The following is an 18,407-nucleotide window of genomic DNA, read 5'->3' as shown; positions in this document are numbered from 1 at the left end:
CCTCAGCTGAGGACGGCCGCGGCACCGACCGTTCCGATCCAGGCCACCGCCAGGAACTGCAGCACGCGGTCCCGCAGCGCGATATCCTCCGGCTCACCGGCCAGCCCACCGTCGATGTCGACGGCATAGCGCAGGATCGCAACCGTGAACGGCACCATCGAGACCGCGAACCAGGACCCGCCTCCGCCGCCGTCACGCTCGAACGCCCACAGGCCGTAGCAGAGCACCACGGCGGTGGCCGACAGCGTCCACACGAAGCGCAGGTAGCTACTGGTGTAGGCCTCCAACGACTTCCGGATCTTGGCGCCGGTGCGTTCGGCGAGCTGCAGTTCGGCGTAGCGCTTTCCGGCCGCCATGAACAACGAGCCGAACGCCATCACCAGGAGGAACCACTGCGACAGCGGGATGTCGGCGGCCACGCCGCCGGCGATGGCCCGGATCAGGAAGCCCGAGGAGACGATGCAGATGTCCAGCACTGCTTGGTGTTTGAGGCCGAAACAGTACGCCAGCTGGATCACGATGTAGAGGGCCATCACCACCGCGAGATCCGGTGTGGTGAGCCAGGAGATCACCAACGAGGCCACCCCCAGCACGATGGCCAGGCCGTAGGCCAGGCCTTCGGGCACCACGCCGGCGGCGATGGGGCGGAACCGCTTGGTGGGATGGGCCCGGTCGGCCTCGACATCGCGGGCGTCGTTGACCAGGTACACACACGATGCGGCCAGACAGAAGACCACGAAGGCGATCCCGACCTTGGTCAGCACGTCGACGTAGTCGTAGCGGACGTCGCCGCCGAGTGCGGCCAGCGGGGCCGCCAGCACCAGCAGGTTCTTCACCCACTGCCGAGGACGCAGCGCCTTGACGATGCCCGAGGCGAGGTTCTTCGGCGGTCCGGCGACCGGCGCAGCTTCTTCACTCACGACCGCGACTCCTTGAGAACGAGATCCACACCCTTGGCGACCGCCGCGCCCACCGCCACGCCGGTGGCCACATCGCTGGGGTAGTGCACCCCGAGTACCAAGCGGGACAACACCATCGGCGGGATGACGATCGCGGGCAGCGGCAGACCGCTGGCCTTGCCGAGCAGGATCGCCGCCGCGGTGCTGGAGGTGGCATGCGCCGACGGGAAGCTGAGCTTGCTCGGCGTGCCGACGTTGACCGCGATATCGGGATGGCTGGGCCGCTGCCGGCCCACGGCGAATTTGATGGCGATGGCCGCGGCGTGGGCCAGCAGTGCACCCAACCCGGCCGCCAGCCAGGCCCGGCGCTTGCGGGGCTGGACCAGGGCACCGAGCACGGCCAGACCCAGCCAGCCTTGGGCATGCTCACCGAAATGGGACAGCGCCGTGGCGGCGGGCAGCACGCCCGGTTTGTCGGCAAGCGCGGACTGCACCGCCACCAACACGGCGTCCTCGCCGCGCGGAGTGTCAGACATCGATGGCTTTCGCGTCAGAGTCCAACAGAACGGTCTCCCACTTCTGCGTGCTGGTCAGCGTCGGCAGCGCGGCGCGGTACTCCCGGCGCATGCGGTTGAACCTGCGGCCCAGAAGCGCCTGGCGTTTCAGCGATTCGCGCAGCAGTGCGAACATCTTCGCGCGGTCGCGCTGCCGGAAGACGACGCCGCGGCCGTCGGCGGTGGTGACGGTGACGCCGTCGACCTTGCTCAGCGAGAACCAGCGGGCATCCTGGGTGGCGACGTTAATCTGCGGGCGCCGGTGGTGCTCGGGGTCGTGCGTGGTGAGCTGGTGCAGCACGCCGCGGGCCAACCGCCACGAGATCGCCACCGGCCCAACGGGAATGCTGACCTTCTTGCGCCACCGCTTGTCCGACGGGGTGGGCAAGGTGGTGGCGCTGGGCAGCACCACCGCGTCGGGGAACTGTTCGCGCATCTTGCGGATGTCGGGCAGCGCGGACTCCAGGATCGAGAAGATGTGCTCCGGCCCGGCCAGGAAGTCGTCCATCGCCTTGTTCTGGATCGCGACGGTCGAATACTCAAGGCACAGAAGGTGTTTGATGGTGGCCTTGAGATGGCTCGCGAGCAGTCCCTTGATGTTGCCGTCCCAGTGCAGGGCGGCCACCACCAACCGGTTGCGTAGGTGGAAGTACGCCTGCCAGTCGATCGCGTCGTCCTTGTCGCTCCACGCCATGTGCCAGATCGCGGCGCCGGGCAAGGTGACGGTGGGATAGCCGTGTTCACCGGCGCGCAGACCGTAGTCGGCGTCGTCCCATTTGATGAACAGCGGCAGCGGCTGGCCGAGTTCCTCGGCGACCTGCCGCGGGATCATGCACATCCACCAGCCGTTGTAGTCGACGTCGACGCGCCGGTGCAGCAGCCTGCTGCGGTACTCCTCTTCGTCGTTGAGGGGGTACTTGGCGAAGTTGTGGTCGTATTCGGTGTTGACGGCGTTGGTCCACATGAAGTTGGTGGCGTCGACCATCTCACCCATGACGTGCAGATGCGACGGTTCCTGCAGGTTGAGCATCTGGCCGCCCACCAGGGTCGGGGTCTTGGCGAACCGGTTGAGCGCCAGCGCCCGCAGGATCGAATCGGGTTCGACGCGAATGTCGTCGTCCATGAACAGGATCTGTTCGCAGTCGGTGTTCTTCAGCGCCTCGTACATCACGCGGCTGTAGCCGCCGGACCCGCCCAGGTTGGGCTGGTTGTGAATCGTGAGCCGGTCACCCAGGGCGGCGGCCGCCGCGGCGAAGTCGGGGTGGTCCTTGGCCTTCTTGGTGCCCTGGTCCGACACGATGACCGCGGTGATCACCTTGTCCACCAAGGGATCCGAGGTCAGTGCGGCCAGCGCGTTGACGCAGTCCGAGGGCCGGTTGAAGGTGGGGATACCGACGGCGACGTTTGCGCGGCCCGGCGCCGCGACCGGTGCGTACCAGCCTGCGTTGTGCAGCGTGCATTGGGCGTTGGTGGTGATGTCGAACCAGATCCAGCCGCCGTCCTCGAACGGGGTGAGCTCGATCTCGAACTCCACGACGGCGGGCTTGCCGTCGTCGCCGCTGGCGATCGGTGCACCGCCGACGGTGATGCGGGCCCCGGTGGCCTTGGACCGGTAGACATCCACGCGCGCGCTGCCGCTCAACTCCACCCGCAGCACCACCGACTCCAGCGTCGACCACCGACGCCAGTAGCTGGCCGGGAACGCGTTGAAGTACGTCGCGAACGACACCTCGGATTCGGCGCCGATCTCGAGTTCGGTGCGGGTCGGGGCGTGCGCGCGCTTGGCGTTGGTGTCCGATTCCTCGATGTAGAGCTTGCGGACGTCCAGTGGTTCGCCGGGGCGGGGCAGGATGACGCGGGCCAGCAGGCTGACCGCCCGTGACTCGTCGGCGGCCAGTGCGCCGGAGGGAATCTCGCTCATGAGCTTTCTGTGCCTGTCTCACCCAGCGGCGCACCATCGACAAGGTGCGGCGCCAGGGTGTTGTCGTACATGTTGAGCGCACTGGCGATCGCCATGTGCATGTCGAGGTACTGGTAGGTGCCCAGCCGGCCACCGAAGAGCACCTTGGCTTCTGCGGTCTCCTTCTTCGCCCTGGTGCGGTAGGCGGTCAGCAGCGAGCGGTCGGCCTCGGTGTTGATCGGGTAGTAGGGCTCGTCATCGTCGGCGGCGAATCGCGAGAACTCCCGCATGATGACCGTCTTGTCTTCCGGGTAGGCCCGCTCGGGGTGGAAGTGCCGGAACTCGTGGATCCGGGTGTAGGGCACGTCGGGATCGTTGTAGTTCATCACCGGAGTGCCCTGAAAATCCCCGGTTTCGAGTACGTCGACCTCGAAATCCAGTGTGCGCCAGCCGAGTCGGCCCTCGGCGTAGTCGAAGTAGCGGTCCAGCGGGCCGGTGTAGACAACCGGAGCCGACGGGGACGCTTCGCGCAGCGACTCGCGCACGTCGAACCAGTCGGTGTCCAGCCGGACGTCGATACGCTCGTCGGCGGCCATGTTCTCCAGCCACGCGGTGTAGCCGTCGACCGGCAGGCCCTCGTAGGTGTCGTTGAAGTAGCGGTTATCGAAGGTGTAGCGCACCGGTAGCCGGGTGATGTTGGCCGCGGGCAGATCCTTGGGATCGGTCTGCCACTGCTTGGCCGTGTAGTGCTTGACGAAAGCCTCGTAGAGCGGGCGCCCGATCAGTGAGATGGCCTTCTCTTCGAAATTAGCGGCGTCGATCGCCGAAATTTCGCTGGCCTGCTCCTTGATCAGGGCCCTGGCCTCGTCGGGGGTGAAGTAGCGACCGAAGAACTGCGACACCAGACCCAGGCCCATCGGGAACTGGTAGGCCTGCCCGTTGTACATGGCGAAGACGCGGTGCTGGTAGGAGGTGAACTCGGTGAACTGCCGCACGTAATCCCACACCCGCTTGTTGGAGGTGTGGAACAGGTGCGCGCCGTACTTGTGGACCTCGATGCCGGTCTGCGGCTCGGGTTCGGAGTAGGCGTTACCGCCGATGTGGGGACGCCGATCGAGGACGAGGACCCGCTTGTCCAGCTGGGTCGCTACGCGCTCGGCAATGGTCAGGCCGAAGAATCCGGACCCGACAACAAACAGGTCGTAAGTCATCGGCAGTCAGGGTATCCGACCGCCGCCCTGTGACCGATCGGGCCGCGCGGCGCAACTCGTCGTTACCCAGCTGTTGCGTCCGGGTTCGCCTGCCGCGGCCGTGGCGGCGCTGCGACCAGGCAGGGGCTCCGATTGCGCGCCGGCAACGGCATGACAGACCAACATCGCGATTCGTTCACGATTCGGTCTCGCCACTCTAGTCACACCAGTCACGCCCCTACCATCGAACACGTTGCTTATCCAGAACACACGTAGTCCAGATATTGAGGAGACTTCCGTGCCGAACCGACGTCGACGCAAGCTCTCGACAGCCATGAGCGCAGTCGCCGCCCTGGCAGTCGCGAGTCCTTTTGCAGTTGTTGCTGTCACCAGTGCCGACATTCCGCAGCAGCGTGAGTTCACGCAGGCCGCGTATGTGACCGATCTTCCGAACGAGCTGATCTCTGCGCTGTCGCAGGGCCTGTCGCAGTTCGGCATCACCCTGCCGCCGCTGCCGACCGGTCTGAGCCCGGCCGGGGCCATGCCGACCGCAGGCGCCGGGCTGACCAGCCCCGGCCTCACCACGCCGGCGCTGACCACCCCGGGCCTGACCACACCGGCGCTGACGACGCCGGGTCTCACCACCCCCGCCTTGACGACGCCTGGGTTGACGACGCCTGGCCTGTCCACCCCTGGATTGACAACGCCTGGCCTGACAACGCCTGGCCTGACGACACCCGGCCTGACGGCGCCCAGTGCCACCGTTCCGCCGGTCACCGTGCCGGGCGCGTCGCTCACCGACGCCAGCCTGACCAACCCGGCGCTCACCAGCCCCGGGCTCACCACGCCCGGCCTGGGTGTGCCCGACCCCGCGTTGACGGTGCCCGGCGCCCTGCCGGTCTCGTCTCCGGGCCTGGGCCTCGGGGTGCCCGGTGAGGTTCCGATCAGCGCTCCGATCGGACTGGATCCGATGGCGGGCACCTACCCGATCCTGGGCGATCCGTCGCTGGGCCTGGGCGTGCCCGCGGCGGCGACCGGCGGCGGCGGCCTGATCAGCGACCTGAGCAGCGCCGCGCAGTCACTGGGCGCGGGACAGGCGATCGACCTGCTCAAGGGTGTGGTGATGCCGGGCATCATGGGCGCCATCAAGTCGGCCCAGCCGGCCGCGGCCGCCGCGCCGCTGCCGGTGCCACCCCCGCCCGCCTGATCTGACAAAGCCTGTAACCAAACGGCACCGCAGGGGTGGGCTCACCCCAACCCCCTCCACGAGCCCACGAAACCCTGCGGTGCCGTTGCAGGTGGCAGGTCGCCACAAATTTCACACGCTTCCCATTAATGCCGTGTCGAAACATCAGTAACAACTAGCGCATACGTAACATCGGGCCGTGCCGCGTCGTCGTCCCGCACCACTGCTGCTACTCACCGCCATCGCGGCGTCGGTGGTCCTGGTGCCGTGGGCCATCGACGGTGTTCCGCCCGGCGTGGATGTACCGCAGGCCGCCGACACCCGGCTGGTCGAAGAACCCCTGGCCGGCCTCGGCGGTGGCGAGACCGTCCGGGAGATCACCCAAGACGCCCCGTTCTCGATGGTGGCGCTCACCGGCGACGACCTGACCGGAACCGAAGTCAAGGTGCGCGCCAAACACGGTGACGGCAAGTGGGGCCCCTGGTACGACGCCGAGGCCTTGCAGACCAATCCGGACGACACCGGTCTGCGCGGTACCGACCCGGTGTTCGTCGGCCTCACCAACGCCGTGCAGATCTCGGTGACCCGCCCGCCCGGCGCACCCGTGACCACCGCACCCCCCGCGGACGACGGCCCCGAGTTGGGTTACCGCCCCGCCAGCACCGAACGGTCGCTGGCCCAGAACATGTCGGCGATCCTGATCACCCCGCCGCAGGCACCGGCCGATCTGCAGTTCACCGCACCCACGGGCGTGCTGGCGCCGGGACAGCCGCCCAGCGTCATCAGCCGCGCACAGTGGGGTGCCGACGAGTCGATGAAATGCGGCGGCCCGCGCTACGACAAAGGTGTCCGCGCGGCCGTCGTGCACCACACGGCGGGCAGCAACGACTACGCCCCGCAGGACTCCGCGGCGATCGTGCGGGCGGCCTACGCCTACCACACCCGCACCCTGGGCTGGTGCGACATCGCCTACAACGCGCTGGTGGACAAGTACGGGCAGGTGTTCGAGGGCCGCGCAGGCGGGATGGACCGGCCCGTCGAGGGCGGCCACACGGGCGGCTTCAACACCGACACCTGGGGTGTGGCGATGATCGGCGACTTCCAGGTGACCCCGCCCACCGACATCCAGATCCGCACCACCGGGCGCCTGCTCGGCTGGCGGCTCGGGCTCGACAACGTCGACCCCAAGGGCTTCCTGCAACTGACGTCCGCCGGCGGGGCCTACACCCACTTCCCCCGCGGCACCACGCCCACGCTGCCGACCATCTTCACCCACCGTGACGTCGGCAACACCGAGTGCCCCGGCGACGCCGCCTACGCCGCGATGGACCAGATCCGCGACATCGCCGCCCGGTTCAACGAACCCGTCGGCCCCATCACCCTCGAGGACCGGCTACGCGGCGGCGCCATCCACACCAAGTGGAAGCGGATGGGCGGCGACACCAGCCTGCTGGGCGCACCCCGCGGTCCCGAAGCCACCGCCACCGGCAATGCCCGCTACGTCACCTTCGCACGGGGCGCCATCTACTGGTCACCGGACAGCGGCGCGCAACCCGTGGGCGGCGCCATCTACGACGCCTGGGCCGCCCTCGGCTACGAACGTGGCCTGCTCGGACTGCCCACCAGCGGCGAGATCCACGAACCGCAGTGGATCAAGCAGAACTTCCAGCACGGCACCCTGAACTTCGACCGGGAAACCGGGCTGGTGACCCGCGTGGTCGACGGGGTGGCCCAGGAACTACCCCCGCTGGGGCCCGACGGCCCGCCCGTGCAGCTCGAGCGCTTCACCCCGATCACCCTGGACTAGCTGCCCCGGGCGTCAGTTCCAGAAACGTTCGAGCACCTGCGCCAGCCCGTCCTCGGAATTACGCGCCGTCACCTCGTCGGCGGCTTCCACCGCCTCGGGGTGCGCGTTGCCCATCGCCACCCCGTGGCCGGCCCACCGCAGCATCGGGACGTCGTTGGGCATGTCGCCGAAGGTGACGATCTCTTCGGCGCCGATGCCGAGCGGCTTGGCCACTTCCTCCACACCGGTGGCCTTGCTGATGCCCAGCGGCACGATCTCGATGAGTCCGTTGTTGGTGCTGTAGGTGATATCGCCTTCGATGCCGATGTGCTTCTCCAGCTCGGCAGCCATGTCCGCACTGCGCGCGCCCGCTTTGCGAATCAGCAGCTTGACCGCCGGCGCGGACAACAGGTCCTCGATCGACACCTCGGTGTTGTCCGGGTTCAGCCAGGCGTGCTCGTAACCCGGCGAGCTGACGAACTGCGGGGTGGCGGCGTCGTGTGCGCTGTTACCCACCCGCTCCACGGCCAGCCCCGCTCCCGGGATGACGCGCATCGCGATCTCCGCCAGCACCGTGAGAATGTCCGCCGACAACGTTCGTGCGGATAGGATCCGGTCGGTGGCCGGGTCGTAGAGCACGGCGCCGTTGGCGCACACCGACATCGGCGCGAAGCCCAGCGCGTCCACCACGGGATGGATCCAGCGCGGCGGTCTGCCGGTGGCGAGGATGAACGTCGTCCCCGCGTCCACCGCGGCGCGCACCGCGTCCCGGGTGCGCGGGGTGACGTTCTCGTCGTCGTCGAGCAGGGTTCCGTCGACGTCGGTGGCGATCAGCGCGGGCGGTTTCGTGTCGGTCAACCTCGTTCCGCCTGCCTGCGGGCGCGCTCGGCGAGCTCGGCCTGGTCGAGCAATGTCGCCTCCTCGAGGGTCGGGGCTGTCCCGCCGAGCCGCTTCGGCTGCCAGTAGGCGCCGCGCGACCGTGGGTAGTGCTGTTGCACCTGATCCAACACTGCGGACATCCCCGCACGGATGGCCGTATCCAACTCTGCCGGGCTGCCGGCCGGCGGGATCGCCGGGCCGACGTTGACCGTGATGGGAATCTTGTTGCGGCCCAGGTGCTTCGGATGATCCTTCGTCCAGATGCGCTGCGCCCCCCACACGATCAGGGGGACGACGGGCACCTGCGCCTCCAGCGCCATCCGCGCCGCGCCGGTCTTGAAGCCCTTGAGCTCGAAACTGCGGCTGATGGTGGCCTCGGGATACACGCCCACCAGTTCGCCTTCCCGCAGCCGCTGCACGGCGACGGCATAGGCCTCGGCCCCGGCGCGGCGGTCCACCGGGATGGTTCTGGTGTGCTTGATCAGGTAGTTGACCAGCCTCACCCGCTGCATCTCGGCCTTGATCATGAAACGCATCCGCCGACCGCGGCGCTTGGCCGCCAGCGCGGCGGGCAGCCAGTCGAGGTAGCTGGTGTGGTTGATTGCCACCACTGCCCCACCCACCGTCGGGATGTTGTCCAGTCGTTCGTAGGTGATCGCGGTGCCGGTGACTCTGACGAGGGTTTCAGCCGTGATCTCGAGTGTTCGGAAAACCGGCTCCATGCACGCCTACCCCGCACCGGGCCGTTCGACTCTGGCCTGCGCACGCCGGGCGGCCTCCTCCGCGTCCAACCGCGCCGCCTCGGCCAGCGAGGGGGCGCCGCCACCGAGCCGGTGCGGCACCCAGAACTCACCGGGCGGGTGCGGACCGTAACTCTCCTGCACGTGCTCGAGCAGGTGCTGCATCCGGTGATGCAGCAGTTCGGTGAGCTCGGCAGCCGGCAGGGTGGGCTGGATCGGTTCGCCGACGGCGATGGTGATGGGCACCTTGGGCCGCCACATCTTCTTCGGGTGGTCCTTGGTCCAGATGCGCTGAGCGCCCCACACGATGTGCGGCACGATCGGGACGTCGGCCGCGATGGCCATGCGTGCGGCGCCGGATTTGAACTCTTTGATCTCGAAGCTGCGGCTGATGGTCGCCTCGGGATAGACGCCGACGAACTCCCCGTCCTTGAGCCGCTTGCAGGCCTCGTCGAACGATTCGGCGCCCGCGGCGCGGTCCACCTCGATGTGCCGCAGGCTGCGCATGATGGGTCCGGTGATCTTGTGGTCGAAGACTTCCCGCTTCGCCATGAACCGCACCTTGCGGCCCAGCCCCTGCCGGTAGGCGGGCAGGCCGGCGAAGGTGAAGTCGAAGTAACTGGTGTGGTTGATCGCAATGACCGCGCCCCCGGTGCGGGGCAGGTTCTCGACCCCGGTCACCGTGAACTTCAGCCCCTGCAGCTTCCAGGTGAGCCGCGCAAGCTGGATGACGGTGCCATATACCGGTTCCACAACTGTCGAGCCTATCGCCCTGCGGCGACGCCGCGAATTCGACGGTCTTTGGTCCCCGATACCGGGGCCCTCCGGCGTGCGGCTCGCAACCCCGGCGACAGCTAAGCTCGGGACGGTGCCTCGTTGCCTTCGCAGCGCTTTTCGGCGGGGCTCCGGTTCTTACCAGAGAGGTTTTTGTGCAGGTCACCAGCGTCGGTCACGCCGGCTTTCTGATTGAGACGCACGCGGGCACCATCTTGTGTGACCCGTGGGTCAACCCCGCCTACTTCGGGTCGTGGTTCCCGTTCCCCGACAACAGCCGGCTGGACTGGGACTCCCTCGGGGACTGCGACTACCTCTACGTCTCCCACCTGCACAAGGATCACTTCGATCCGGAGAACCTCCGCCGCCACGTCAACAAGGACGCCACGGTGCTGCTGCCCGATTACCCGGTGCCGGATCTGCGCCGGGAGTTGGAAGCGCTCGGGTTCCACCGCTTCTTCGAAACCACCGACTCGACGAAGCACCGCGTCAGCGGACCCAAGGGCGACCTCGACGTGATGATCATCGCCTTGCGTGCCCCCGCCGACGGACCGATCGGCGACTCCGGGCTGGTGGTCTCCGACGGCGAGACAGTGGCGTTCAACATGAACGACGCCCGCCCCGTAGATCTCGAGGCTCTCGACGTGCAATTCGGTCACATCGACGTGCACATGCTGCAGTTCTCCGGCGCCATCTGGTACCCGATGGTCTACGACATGCCCGAGCGCGCCAAAGCCGCCTTCGGCACCCAGAAACGCCAACGCCAGATGGACCGCTGCCGCCAGTACATCGCGCAGGTGGGTGCCACCTGGGTGGTCCCGTCGGCGGGGCCGCCGTGCTTCCTCGATGACGACCTGCGTTTCCTCAACGACGACCACGGCGACCCGGCCAACATCTTCCCCGACCAGATGGTCTTCCTGGAGCAGATGCGCACCCACGGCCACGATCGTGGGTTGCTGATGATCCCGGGCACGCGGGCGGATTTCGCCGGCTCGGAGCTTGTCTCGCTCACGCACCCGCTGCCGGTCGACGACGTCGAGGCCATCTTCACCACCGGCAAGGCGGCCTATATCGCCGACTACGCCGAACGGATGGCGCCCGTGCTGGCCGCGGAGAAGGCCCGCTGGGCGCCGGCCTCCGGCGAGTCGCTGCTCGAGCCGCTGCGTGAGGTCTTCGAGCCGATCATGATCCAGACCGATCAGATCTGCGACGGGATCGGCTACCCGGTGGAATTGCGTCTCGGCGCGGAGACTGTGGTGCTGGACTTTCCCAAACGTGCGGTACGCGAAGCCATTCCGGATGAGAAGTTCCGCTACGGTTTCGAGATCGCCCCGGAGCTGGTGCGCACCGTGTTGCGCGATCGCGAGCCCGACTGGGTGAACACCATCTTCTTGTCCACCCGGTTCCGCGCCTGGCGGGTGGGCGGCTACAACGAATACCTCTACACCTTCTTCAAATGCCTCACCGACGAGCGGATCGCCTATGCCGACGGCTGGTTCGCCGAGGCCCACGACGATTCGGCGTCCATCACCGTCGACGGCTATGAAGTGCAGCGCCGGTGCCCGCACCTGAAGGCCGACCTCTCGAAGTTCGGTGTGGTGGAAGGCAATACACTGACCTGCAACCTCCACGGGTGGCAGTGGAACCTCGACAGCGGCCGGTGCCTGACCACCAGGGGCCACGAGTTGCGGAGCCGGAAGCTGTGACCGCACCGCCCCAGCAGTACTACGACGACGGCATGGTCCAGCTGGACCGCTCGGCCATCACGTTGCGCCGTTACCACTTTCCCTCCGGCACCTCGAAAGTGATTCCGTTGCGATCGGTGCGCGGCTACGAAGCCGAGGATCTCGGCATGTTCGTGCAGCGGTTCCGGATCTGGGGTAGCTCCGATCTCCGGCGCTGGTTGCCGCTGGACCTGCAACGCCCGTTGAAGAACACCCTGGTGACTCTCGATGTGCCGGGCCTCAAATTGCGTCCCGCCTTCACCCCGGCGCGGCCGCAGGAGTTTCTGACCGTGCTCGATGAGCTGCTGCAGCGTTAGAGCGCTAACCGCCCTCGCGGAGCAGAGTCTTCTCGATCACCTTCTGCACCTGGCGCACAAGGAGTTTGCCCGTAGCAGCCGCTGCGCTGCGCACCGCTCCGGGTGGCGCGGGCATCCGGACGGCAACGTCGTCGCCGACACGCAGCAGGCCGGCTCCGGTCACGTCGGCGTACACGCCCAGGAAACGGTCGGTGCGCTCGGCCAGCCTGCGGGTGAGGGTGCGGTCCAGTTCCAGGCCGGGCTGCGGCCGGGTGGGCACCACACAGCGGATGGTGGGAACGGTGATACGCAAACGCGCCGTGCCGATCTCGACCGTCGCCCCCACCCACGCGGTTTCGGGGAAGTCGGCCTCGGGGTCGTCCACCGTGACCACCACATTGGGCCGGAACCGGCGCACGTCGTAGCCGTCCGGTGACAGCGACGCCAGGCTGGTGGTGCTCATCAGGTGAATGGCACTCAGATCCACGAATGTGCCTGGCGGAGTGGAGAACCGCGCCAAGGTCAAGATCTGTTTGGTGGTGAAGACGGAGGTGTCCGGCAGCGCCTCGGTGGCGTCCAGGCCGAAATCGCGACGCACCTCCTCGGCGGCGAAATTGGCCTTGCTCTGGCGCACCGAGAGCCGGTGCGCGCTGGTGTCGTCCAGGGGTGCCAGCGCCGTCAACCGCACGTCGCGGCTCACCAGCTCGGACAACCGGGCATGCACCTGCGGGTCACTGCTGGACACGTCGTCGCCGCCGGGGAAGGTGATCAGCACCTCCGGCACGTTGCCGGGACCGGCGTCGGGGCCGGGCTCGGTGGCATAGCGCGCGGTGCACCCGAGCAGCGCCGGGATCCGTCGCGCCGAGGCGGTGATGTCGTTCTCCAGATCGCGCACCGCCCAGAGCCGGTCGGCATGGCCACCGCGCCGATCGATGCGCAACTGCTGGACCTGGCTGCCGCCCATCGACTTCACCGGGAACCGCCACAGCTGAGCCACGGTCGTCACGCCTGCCATGGCTGCAGTGTAGGAGCAGCCGGGCGCGATTCGACGATTCGCGCCCAATTGATGCCGGCCAGGATGAGCGCGGCCCCGACAATCCCGGCCACCGTCACGGGATCCCCGCCCACCAGCACCCCGATCGCGGCGGCCCACAACGGCTCGGTGCCCAGCAGCAGACCCACCCGCGAGGACGACGTCTGCCGCACCGCCCACATCTGCGCCAGGAAGGCGAACACCGTGCACCCGAGGGCGAGATACACCGTCAGCAGCCATCCGCGGGTGTCCAACTCGACGGCGACGGCGCCGACACCACGTCCGACGGGAGCCAGCATCGCGAACACGCCCAGCGCCACGACCAGCTGCACCAACGTCAACCGCGCGGAGTCCAGGCTCCGGCCCACCGACAGCCGGTCGATCACGTTGAGGTGCACCGCCCGCGCCGCGGCGGCCAGCAGGATCAGCACGTCACCGCCACCGGGTGTGTGGAAGGCGCCCCCGCTCAGGACGGCCACCCCGGCGACGGCCACCCCGGCGACGGGATAGAACGGCGCAGGCAGCCGCCGGCCACTCAGCAGCGGGGTCAGCACGATGGACAGCGAGATCAGCAGGCCCGCATTGGACGGTGAGGTCAGCGTCAGCCCGAGCGTCTCGAGAGTGAGGATCAGGCTCAGGACCACCCCGAACACCACCCCCAGCAGCACCTCCTCGCGGCGAAACTGCGCGAGTCGGGGCGCCAGCACCACGGCCAGCACCGCCGCGGCGACACCGAAGCGCAGTACCAGGAAGGCGAACACGGCATCCGGGGCGACAACCTCATGGGCCGCGAGATAGCTGGACCCCCAGACAACGGCGACGGCCAGCAGGACCAGGTCGGTGCGGGTGGGCATGCCTCATCGTGGACAGCGGGCGATTCATCAGACAAGCGATTGTTTCTGACGCCGATGTTTAGAATTTCTACATGGATGTCGAGCGGTTACGGCTACTGCGTGAGCTCGCCGACCGCGGCACTGTCGCCGCCGCGGCGGCGGCGATGTCACTGACGCCCTCGGCGGTGTCCCAGCAGCTCAAAACGCTGCAGCGGGAGGCGGGGGTGACACTGCTGGAACCGGCCGGGCGCAAGGTGCGCCTCACGGAAGCGGGCCGGGTGCTGGTGAACCGCGCCGACGAGGTGCTGGCCGCACTCGACCGGGCGCGCGCCGAGATGGACGCCTACCGCAGCACCCCGCGCGGCCTGGTGCGCGTCGCCATGTTCCCGTCCGGCGCGGCGATGCTGCTGGCCGGGCTGATCACCCGCGCCGCCGACATCGGGGTGGAGGTGTCCGGCCGCGACATCGACCGCCCGGCCGTCGACGCCCCGGCGCAGCTGGCCGACCACGATGTCGTGGTGGTGCACCGCGACGACCGGGACACCGCGCCGTGGAACCCCCGCTTCGAGGCGAGAGTCCTCCTGCGGGAGCCGCTCGACGTGGTGCTGCCACCGGGGCACCCGCTGCGCGGCGAGAAGCGGATCACGCTGGACCAGTTGGCCGATCAGACCTGGATCGGCGTCGAAGGCGGCCTGATGGTCGACGACGTGCTGCGCTCACTGGCCGCGATCTCCGGAGTCACTCCACGAATCATCCAGCGGGTCAACGACTTCCGGGTGGTCGAAGAGCTGGTCCACGCCGGTGTCGGTGTCGCGCTGCTACCCCGCTATGTGCCCACGGTGCGGCCGGTGACGCGCACACCCCTGGCCGGAGTACGCGTCGCGCGTCGTATCGAGGCCGTCACCAGGGCAGGCGCCTCGGCGCGCCCGGCGATCGCCTCCGTGCTCGATATCCTTCAGGAGCTGGCCGCCGAAACCGTCTGCCGCAGTTCGGAATACGAGTCCGATTCGGTGTCGTAGACCCGCACGATCGCCTGATCACCGGGTGTGAGGAACGTCGATTCGCCCAATTCGGTGTAACGGGTGGCGCCGATACCGATCAGCACGTTCTCGGGATGACCGGCAGCCACCATCAGTGCGCCGACATCTTCCAGCGGCGTTTCCGGAGAGCCCTTCTGATTCGCCAGGCGCTCGACGATCCAGTCCAGCAGCACTTCGCCGTAGTACGAGTAACCCAGCAGCGGGCTGTCGACACCGTAGGCGTGCTCTTCGCCGTTGCCGTCGCGCAGATGGCAGACCAGGCGCAACGTGGCCGTCGGCCCGTCCGGAGTCAAGTCACTGATGTCGAAGAACTGCGCCGCAACACCTTTGGATGCCGGGCCCCAGTTCTTCTTGTGGCTGATCTTCGGGGCGCCGGGGCGGCGGATCGAGCAATCGTTGAACGCGCCCAGGGCGAAAGGCTGCAGGGTCACCACGGTGTCGCCCTCCCAGACCACCCGGCAGGCCAACCCCACCTCGGGCTCGATCTGCAGGTTCAGCGGCTCGTCGCTGACCGGCAGCACGATGGCATCGTTGGAGAGCGGGAACTCTGACAAGAAGCTGTCGGTGCCGGGTGCGTACCAGGGGAAGATGCCCTTCGGCGCTTCACCTTTTTCGCCCGTCCCGGGCTCAACGTTCACGAAATCCGCCGCCTCCCCGGCCTGTTCGAGATGACCCGCGAAGTTACCCGCCACCCCGAAACCGAACCAGGAGCGCAGGTCGTCCAAGGCGAGATCGATCATGGTGCCAGTACCTCCGTGCCGACGTAGGGGACCAGGGCCGGCGGCACACGCACGCTGCCGTCGGGCTGTTGATGGTTCTCCAGGATCGCCACCAGCCAACGGGTGGTACCCAGGGTGCCGTTCAGGGTGGCGGCGATCTGCGGCTTGCCATTGGCGTCCCGATACCGCGTCGAGAGCCGCCGGGCCTGGAACGTGGAGCAGTTCGATGTCGAAGTCAGCTCGCGATAGGTCTGCTGGGTGGGCACCCACGCCTCGCAGTCGAACTTGCGGGCCGCCGAGGAACCCAGATCGCCCGCGGCGACGTCGATGACGCGGTAGGGCACCTCGATCTTGGCCAGCATCTCGCGCTGCCAGCCCAGCAGCCGCTGGTGCTCGGCTTCGGCGTCACCCGGCTCGCAGTAGACGAAGGCTTCCACCTTGTCGAACTGGTGCACCCGGATGATGCCGCGGGTGTCCTTGCCGTAGCTGCCCGCCTCCCGGCGAAAGCACGACGACCAACCGGCGTAGCGCAGGGGCCCGCCGGACAGATCGAGGATCTCGTCGGAGTGATATCCCGCCAGCGGCACCTCGGAGGTACCGACGAGGTAGAGGTCGTCGGCCTCCACGCGGTAGATCTCGTCGGCGTGTGCGCCCAAAAACCCCGTGCCGCGCATGATCTCCGGGCGCACCAGCACCGGCGGGATCATCAGGGTGAAACCGGCTTCCGTGGCCAGCCGCACGGCCAACTGCAACAGGCCCAGCTGGAGCAGCGCGCCGCGGCCGGTCAGGAAGTAGAAGCGGGAGCCGGACACCTTGGCGCCGCGCTCCATGTCGAGCAGGCCGAGTGATTCCCCGAGTTCGAGGTGATCCTTGGGGTTGTCGATGGCCGGCGGCGTGCCCACCGTGTCGAGCACGACAAAATCGTCCTCACCGCCGGCGGGGACACCGTCGATGACGACGTTGGAGATCGCCATGTGCGCGGCGGTGAAGGCGCGCTCGGCCTCGGACTGCTGGGCCTCGGCGGCTTTGACCTGGGCCGCGAGCTCCTTGGCCTGGGCCAGCACCGCGGGCCGGTCCTCCGGGGAGGCGGCGCCCACCTGCTTGCTCACGGCCTTCTGCTCGGCGCGCAGGTTGTCGGCGGAGGAAATGGCGGCCCGACGGGCCGCGTCGGCGTCGAGCAACGCATCGACCAGCGACGGGTCTTCCCCGCGACTGGCCTGGGAACGGCGGACGAGCTCGGGGTCGTCGCGCAGCAGCTTCAGGTCGATCACGCCCGCCAACCCTACTTTTGCCATGCCAGGGGGTCTTCGCCGAGGGGGCGGTAGCCGCGCCGGCACTGCGACACAACCACATAACTTTACATTCGTATCACTTGTCACAGCACCCGACACGCCTGTCACAATGGATCCGATGCCCGAATTATCCGACTCGCAGGAAGCGACGTCTGACCAGCCCAAATCCCGGCGGTTCGACTGGCGGCGCACACTGCAGGCCACCGCCACCCGTCGCGCTCTGCTGCTGACCGCGCTCGGTGGGCTCCTGATCGCCGGCATCATCACGGTGCTGCCGCTGACCGGTTCGAACAACGGCCTCGTCGGCTACCTGGAATCCGACATCATCCCGATAGCGGGATCGCGCGGGACCCAGACCTTCAACGAGGCCACCCCGGGCAACTGCCTGAACTGGCCGAATGCCACGCCGGACGACGCCGAAGTGGTCGACTGCGCCGAGGAGCACCGCTTCGAGGTGGCCGAGTCGGTGGACATGAGCACCTTCCCGGGCACGGAGTACGGACCGGACGCCGCCCCGCCGTCACCGGCGCGGATCCAGCAGATCAGCCAGGAACAGTGCCAGGTCGCGGTGCGCCGGTACCTGGGTCCGCGCTTCGACCCGAACAGCCGCTTCACCATCGGCATGCTGTGGTCCGGCGACAAGGCCTGGCGCCAGGCCGGTGAACGCCGCATGCTGTGCGGCCTGCAACTGCCCGGGCCCGACAACCAGCAGTTGCCGTTCAAGGGCAAGGTCGCCGAGATCGATCAGTCCAAGGTGTGGCCCGTGGGGACCTGCCTGGGTATCGATCCGGCCAGCAACCAGCCCACCGACATCCCCGTGGACTGCGCCACGCCCCACGCCATGGAGGTCACCGGCTCGCTGAACCTGGCCGAGAAGTTCCCCGGCCCGGGCCTGCCGTCCGAGGACGATCAGGACGCCTTCATCAAGGACGCCTGCACCCGGATGACCGACTCCTACCTGGCTCCGATCGAACTGCGCACCACCACCCTGACACTCATCTACAGCACCATCTCGTTGCCGAGCTGGACCGCGGGCAGCCACCAGGTGTCGTGCAGTGTGGGCGCGACACTGGGTAACGGTGGCTGGGCCACCTTGCTCAACAGCGCCAAGGGTCCGCTGCTGATCAACGGCCAGCCGCCGGTGCCGCCGCCGGACATCCCGGCCGAGCGGCTGAACCTGCCGCCGATCGAGTACGCCGAACCCACCCAGGAGTACTACCCGGACGAGTCGTCCTCGGGTTCCTCGTCGGGTTCGTACTCGGGCTCGCAGTCGGATTCGTCGACCGAACGCAGCGACCCCAACCAGCACCTGCCCGGGCAGTCCACCGAGACCCCTGCCCCGACGCCCGCCGACGGCAACACGTTCAACCCCCCGCCGCCCGAGGCGCCGGTCCCGCCCCCGGCCGATGTGGTGCCGCCACCGGCTCCGTTGCCGCCGCCACCTGCGCCGCTGCCGCCGCCACCCGCCCCGGTTCCGCCACCGGTCGAACCGGTTCCGGCCGCGCCGGCGGTGGGTCCGGTGCCGGGTCCCGTGGAGCCGTTGCCGCCACCCCCCGCCTGAG

Annotated in this window: 17 protein-coding genes; 6 read left to right on the top strand and 11 right to left on the bottom strand. The window is 68.2% G+C overall.

Annotation, left to right across the window (positions count from 1 at the left end; translation table 11 throughout):
• Window positions 1-2: 2 nt before the first annotated feature.
• The 4 genes from AC3A6P_RS14205 to glf are packed head-to-tail and all read right to left on the bottom strand — an operon-like array spanning window position 3 to window position 4,564.
• On the bottom strand, window positions 3-920 hold the full coding sequence (locus AC3A6P_RS14205; RefSeq protein WP_487692216.1) for a decaprenyl-phosphate phosphoribosyltransferase: 918 nt from the start codon (window positions 918-920) through the stop codon (window positions 3-5).
• Complete coding sequence (locus AC3A6P_RS14200) at window positions 917-1,435, bottom strand: phosphatase PAP2 family protein (protein WP_487692215.1); 519 nt, start codon at window positions 1,433-1,435, stop codon at window positions 917-919. The genes AC3A6P_RS14205 and AC3A6P_RS14200 overlap by 4 nt, the downstream gene beginning before the upstream one ends.
• The gene (locus tag AC3A6P_RS14195) at window positions 1,428-3,374 is read right to left on the bottom strand and encodes a glycosyltransferase (protein ID WP_487692214.1); all 1,947 of its coding nucleotides are present in this window, start codon (window positions 3,372-3,374) and stop codon (window positions 1,428-1,430) included. Before AC3A6P_RS14195 ends, AC3A6P_RS14200 begins: the two co-directional genes overlap by 8 nt.
• Window positions 3,371-4,564, bottom strand: coding sequence for a UDP-galactopyranose mutase (gene glf, locus AC3A6P_RS14190; protein WP_487692213.1), 1,194 nt, complete (start codon window positions 4,562-4,564; stop codon window positions 3,371-3,373). The genes AC3A6P_RS14195 and glf overlap by 4 nt, the downstream gene beginning before the upstream one ends.
• Before the next feature lie 277 nt (window positions 4,565-4,841).
• On the opposite strand from glf, the gene AC3A6P_RS14185 reads away from it, so the two are divergent.
• A complete protein-coding gene (locus AC3A6P_RS14185; RefSeq protein WP_487692212.1) occupies window positions 4,842-5,750 on the top strand; it encodes a hypothetical protein in 909 nt (302 codons plus the stop codon).
• A gap of 178 nt (window positions 5,751-5,928) precedes the next feature.
• Window positions 5,929-7,536 (top strand): N-acetylmuramoyl-L-alanine amidase, encoded by a 1,608-nt coding sequence (locus AC3A6P_RS14180; protein WP_487692211.1) that lies wholly within the window; start codon window positions 5,929-5,931, stop codon window positions 7,534-7,536.
• A 12-nt stretch (window positions 7,537-7,548) separates the two neighbouring features.
• Here AC3A6P_RS14180 and AC3A6P_RS14175 read toward each other — a convergent pair whose 3' ends face one another.
• The 3 genes from AC3A6P_RS14175 to AC3A6P_RS14165 are packed head-to-tail and all read right to left on the bottom strand — an operon-like array spanning window position 7,549 to window position 9,887.
• Complete coding sequence (locus tag AC3A6P_RS14175; protein ID WP_487692210.1) at window positions 7,549-8,373, bottom strand: HAD family hydrolase; 825 nt, start codon at window positions 8,371-8,373, stop codon at window positions 7,549-7,551.
• Entirely contained in the window at window positions 8,370-9,116 is a 747-nt protein-coding gene (locus AC3A6P_RS14170; protein ID WP_487692209.1) for a lysophospholipid acyltransferase family protein, read from the bottom strand. The genes AC3A6P_RS14175 and AC3A6P_RS14170 overlap by 4 nt, the downstream gene beginning before the upstream one ends.
• A gap of 6 nt (window positions 9,117-9,122) precedes the next feature.
• A complete protein-coding gene (locus AC3A6P_RS14165; protein WP_487692208.1) occupies window positions 9,123-9,887 on the bottom strand; it encodes a lysophospholipid acyltransferase family protein in 765 nt (254 codons plus the stop codon).
• Between the two features lie 176 nt (window positions 9,888-10,063).
• Between AC3A6P_RS14165 and AC3A6P_RS14160 the strand changes: the two genes are divergently transcribed.
• Window positions 10,064-11,614 carry a Rieske 2Fe-2S domain-containing protein gene (locus AC3A6P_RS14160; RefSeq protein ID WP_487692207.1) on the top strand — a complete coding sequence of 517 codons (1,551 nt, stop codon included), beginning with the start codon at window positions 10,064-10,066 and terminating at the stop codon, window positions 11,612-11,614.
• A gap of 32 nt (window positions 11,615-11,646) precedes the next feature.
• The gene (locus tag AC3A6P_RS14155; protein WP_487692347.1) at window positions 11,647-11,949 is read left to right on the top strand and encodes a hypothetical protein; all 303 of its coding nucleotides are present in this window, start codon (window positions 11,647-11,649) and stop codon (window positions 11,947-11,949) included.
• 4 nt (window positions 11,950-11,953) lie between these two features.
• Here the strand turns inward: AC3A6P_RS14155 and AC3A6P_RS14150 are convergent, their stop codons facing one another.
• The gene (locus tag AC3A6P_RS14150) at window positions 11,954-12,943 is read right to left on the bottom strand and encodes an MOSC domain-containing protein (protein ID WP_487692205.1); all 990 of its coding nucleotides are present in this window, start codon (window positions 12,941-12,943) and stop codon (window positions 11,954-11,956) included.
• Window positions 12,931-13,815 carry a DMT family transporter gene (locus tag AC3A6P_RS14145; protein ID WP_487692204.1) on the bottom strand — a complete coding sequence of 295 codons (885 nt, stop codon included), beginning with the start codon at window positions 13,813-13,815 and terminating at the stop codon, window positions 12,931-12,933. Before AC3A6P_RS14145 ends, AC3A6P_RS14150 begins: the two co-directional genes overlap by 13 nt.
• A gap of 71 nt (window positions 13,816-13,886) precedes the next feature.
• Here AC3A6P_RS14145 and AC3A6P_RS14140 point away from each other — a divergent pair, with 71 nt between their 5' ends.
• Entirely contained in the window at window positions 13,887-14,813 is a 927-nt protein-coding gene (locus AC3A6P_RS14140; protein ID WP_487692203.1) for a LysR family transcriptional regulator, read from the top strand.
• Here AC3A6P_RS14140 and AC3A6P_RS14135 read toward each other — a convergent pair.
• Together AC3A6P_RS14135 and serS are read right to left on the bottom strand one after the other, a co-directional pair.
• Window positions 14,750-15,574 carry a DUF5718 family protein gene (locus AC3A6P_RS14135; protein ID WP_487692202.1) on the bottom strand — a complete coding sequence of 275 codons (825 nt, stop codon included), beginning with the start codon at window positions 15,572-15,574 and terminating at the stop codon, window positions 14,750-14,752. The two genes, AC3A6P_RS14140 and AC3A6P_RS14135, sit on opposite strands and share 64 nt — an antisense overlap.
• Window positions 15,571-16,824 carry a serine--tRNA ligase gene (gene serS, locus AC3A6P_RS14130; protein ID WP_487692201.1) on the bottom strand — a complete coding sequence of 418 codons (1,254 nt, stop codon included), beginning with the start codon at window positions 16,822-16,824 and terminating at the stop codon, window positions 15,571-15,573. The genes AC3A6P_RS14135 and serS overlap by 4 nt, the downstream gene beginning before the upstream one ends.
• A 130-nt stretch (window positions 16,825-16,954) precedes the next feature.
• Between serS and AC3A6P_RS14125 the strand changes: the two genes are divergently transcribed.
• The gene (locus AC3A6P_RS14125; protein WP_487692200.1) at window positions 16,955-18,406 is read left to right on the top strand and encodes a septum formation family protein; all 1,452 of its coding nucleotides are present in this window, start codon (window positions 16,955-16,957) and stop codon (window positions 18,404-18,406) included.
• Window position 18,407 lies beyond the last annotated feature (1 nt).

This window comes from Mycobacterium sp. Soil_C_30, assembly GCF_057656995.1.
This window is presented reverse-complemented; position numbering and strand designations above follow the sequence as displayed.

Coding starts and splice junctions, on each gene's coding strand:
- AC3A6P_RS14200 (WP_487692215.1), bottom strand. CDS start 1,435: ATGTCTGACACTCCGCGCGGCGAGGACGCCGTGTTGGTGGCGGTGCAG.
- AC3A6P_RS14195 (WP_487692214.1), bottom strand. CDS start 3,374: ATGAGCGAGATTCCCTCCGGCGCACTGGCCGCCGACGAGTCACGGGCG.
- glf (WP_487692213.1), bottom strand. CDS start 4,564: ATGACTTACGACCTGTTTGTTGTCGGGTCCGGATTCTTCGGCCTGACC.
- AC3A6P_RS14170 (WP_487692209.1), bottom strand. CDS start 9,116: ATGGAGCCGGTTTTCCGAACACTCGAGATCACGGCTGAAACCCTCGTC.
- AC3A6P_RS14155 (WP_487692347.1), top strand. CDS start 11,647: ATGGTCCAGCTGGACCGCTCGGCCATCACGTTGCGCCGTTACCACTTT.
- AC3A6P_RS14150 (WP_487692205.1), bottom strand. CDS start 12,943: ATGGCAGGCGTGACGACCGTGGCTCAGCTGTGGCGGTTCCCGGTGAAG.
- AC3A6P_RS14145 (WP_487692204.1), bottom strand. CDS start 13,815: ATGCCCACCCGCACCGACCTGGTCCTGCTGGCCGTCGCCGTTGTCTGG.
- AC3A6P_RS14140 (WP_487692203.1), top strand. CDS start 13,887: ATGGATGTCGAGCGGTTACGGCTACTGCGTGAGCTCGCCGACCGCGGC.
- AC3A6P_RS14135 (WP_487692202.1), bottom strand. CDS start 15,574: ATGATCGATCTCGCCTTGGACGACCTGCGCTCCTGGTTCGGTTTCGGG.
- AC3A6P_RS14125 (WP_487692200.1), top strand. CDS start 16,955: ATGGATCCGATGCCCGAATTATCCGACTCGCAGGAAGCGACGTCTGAC.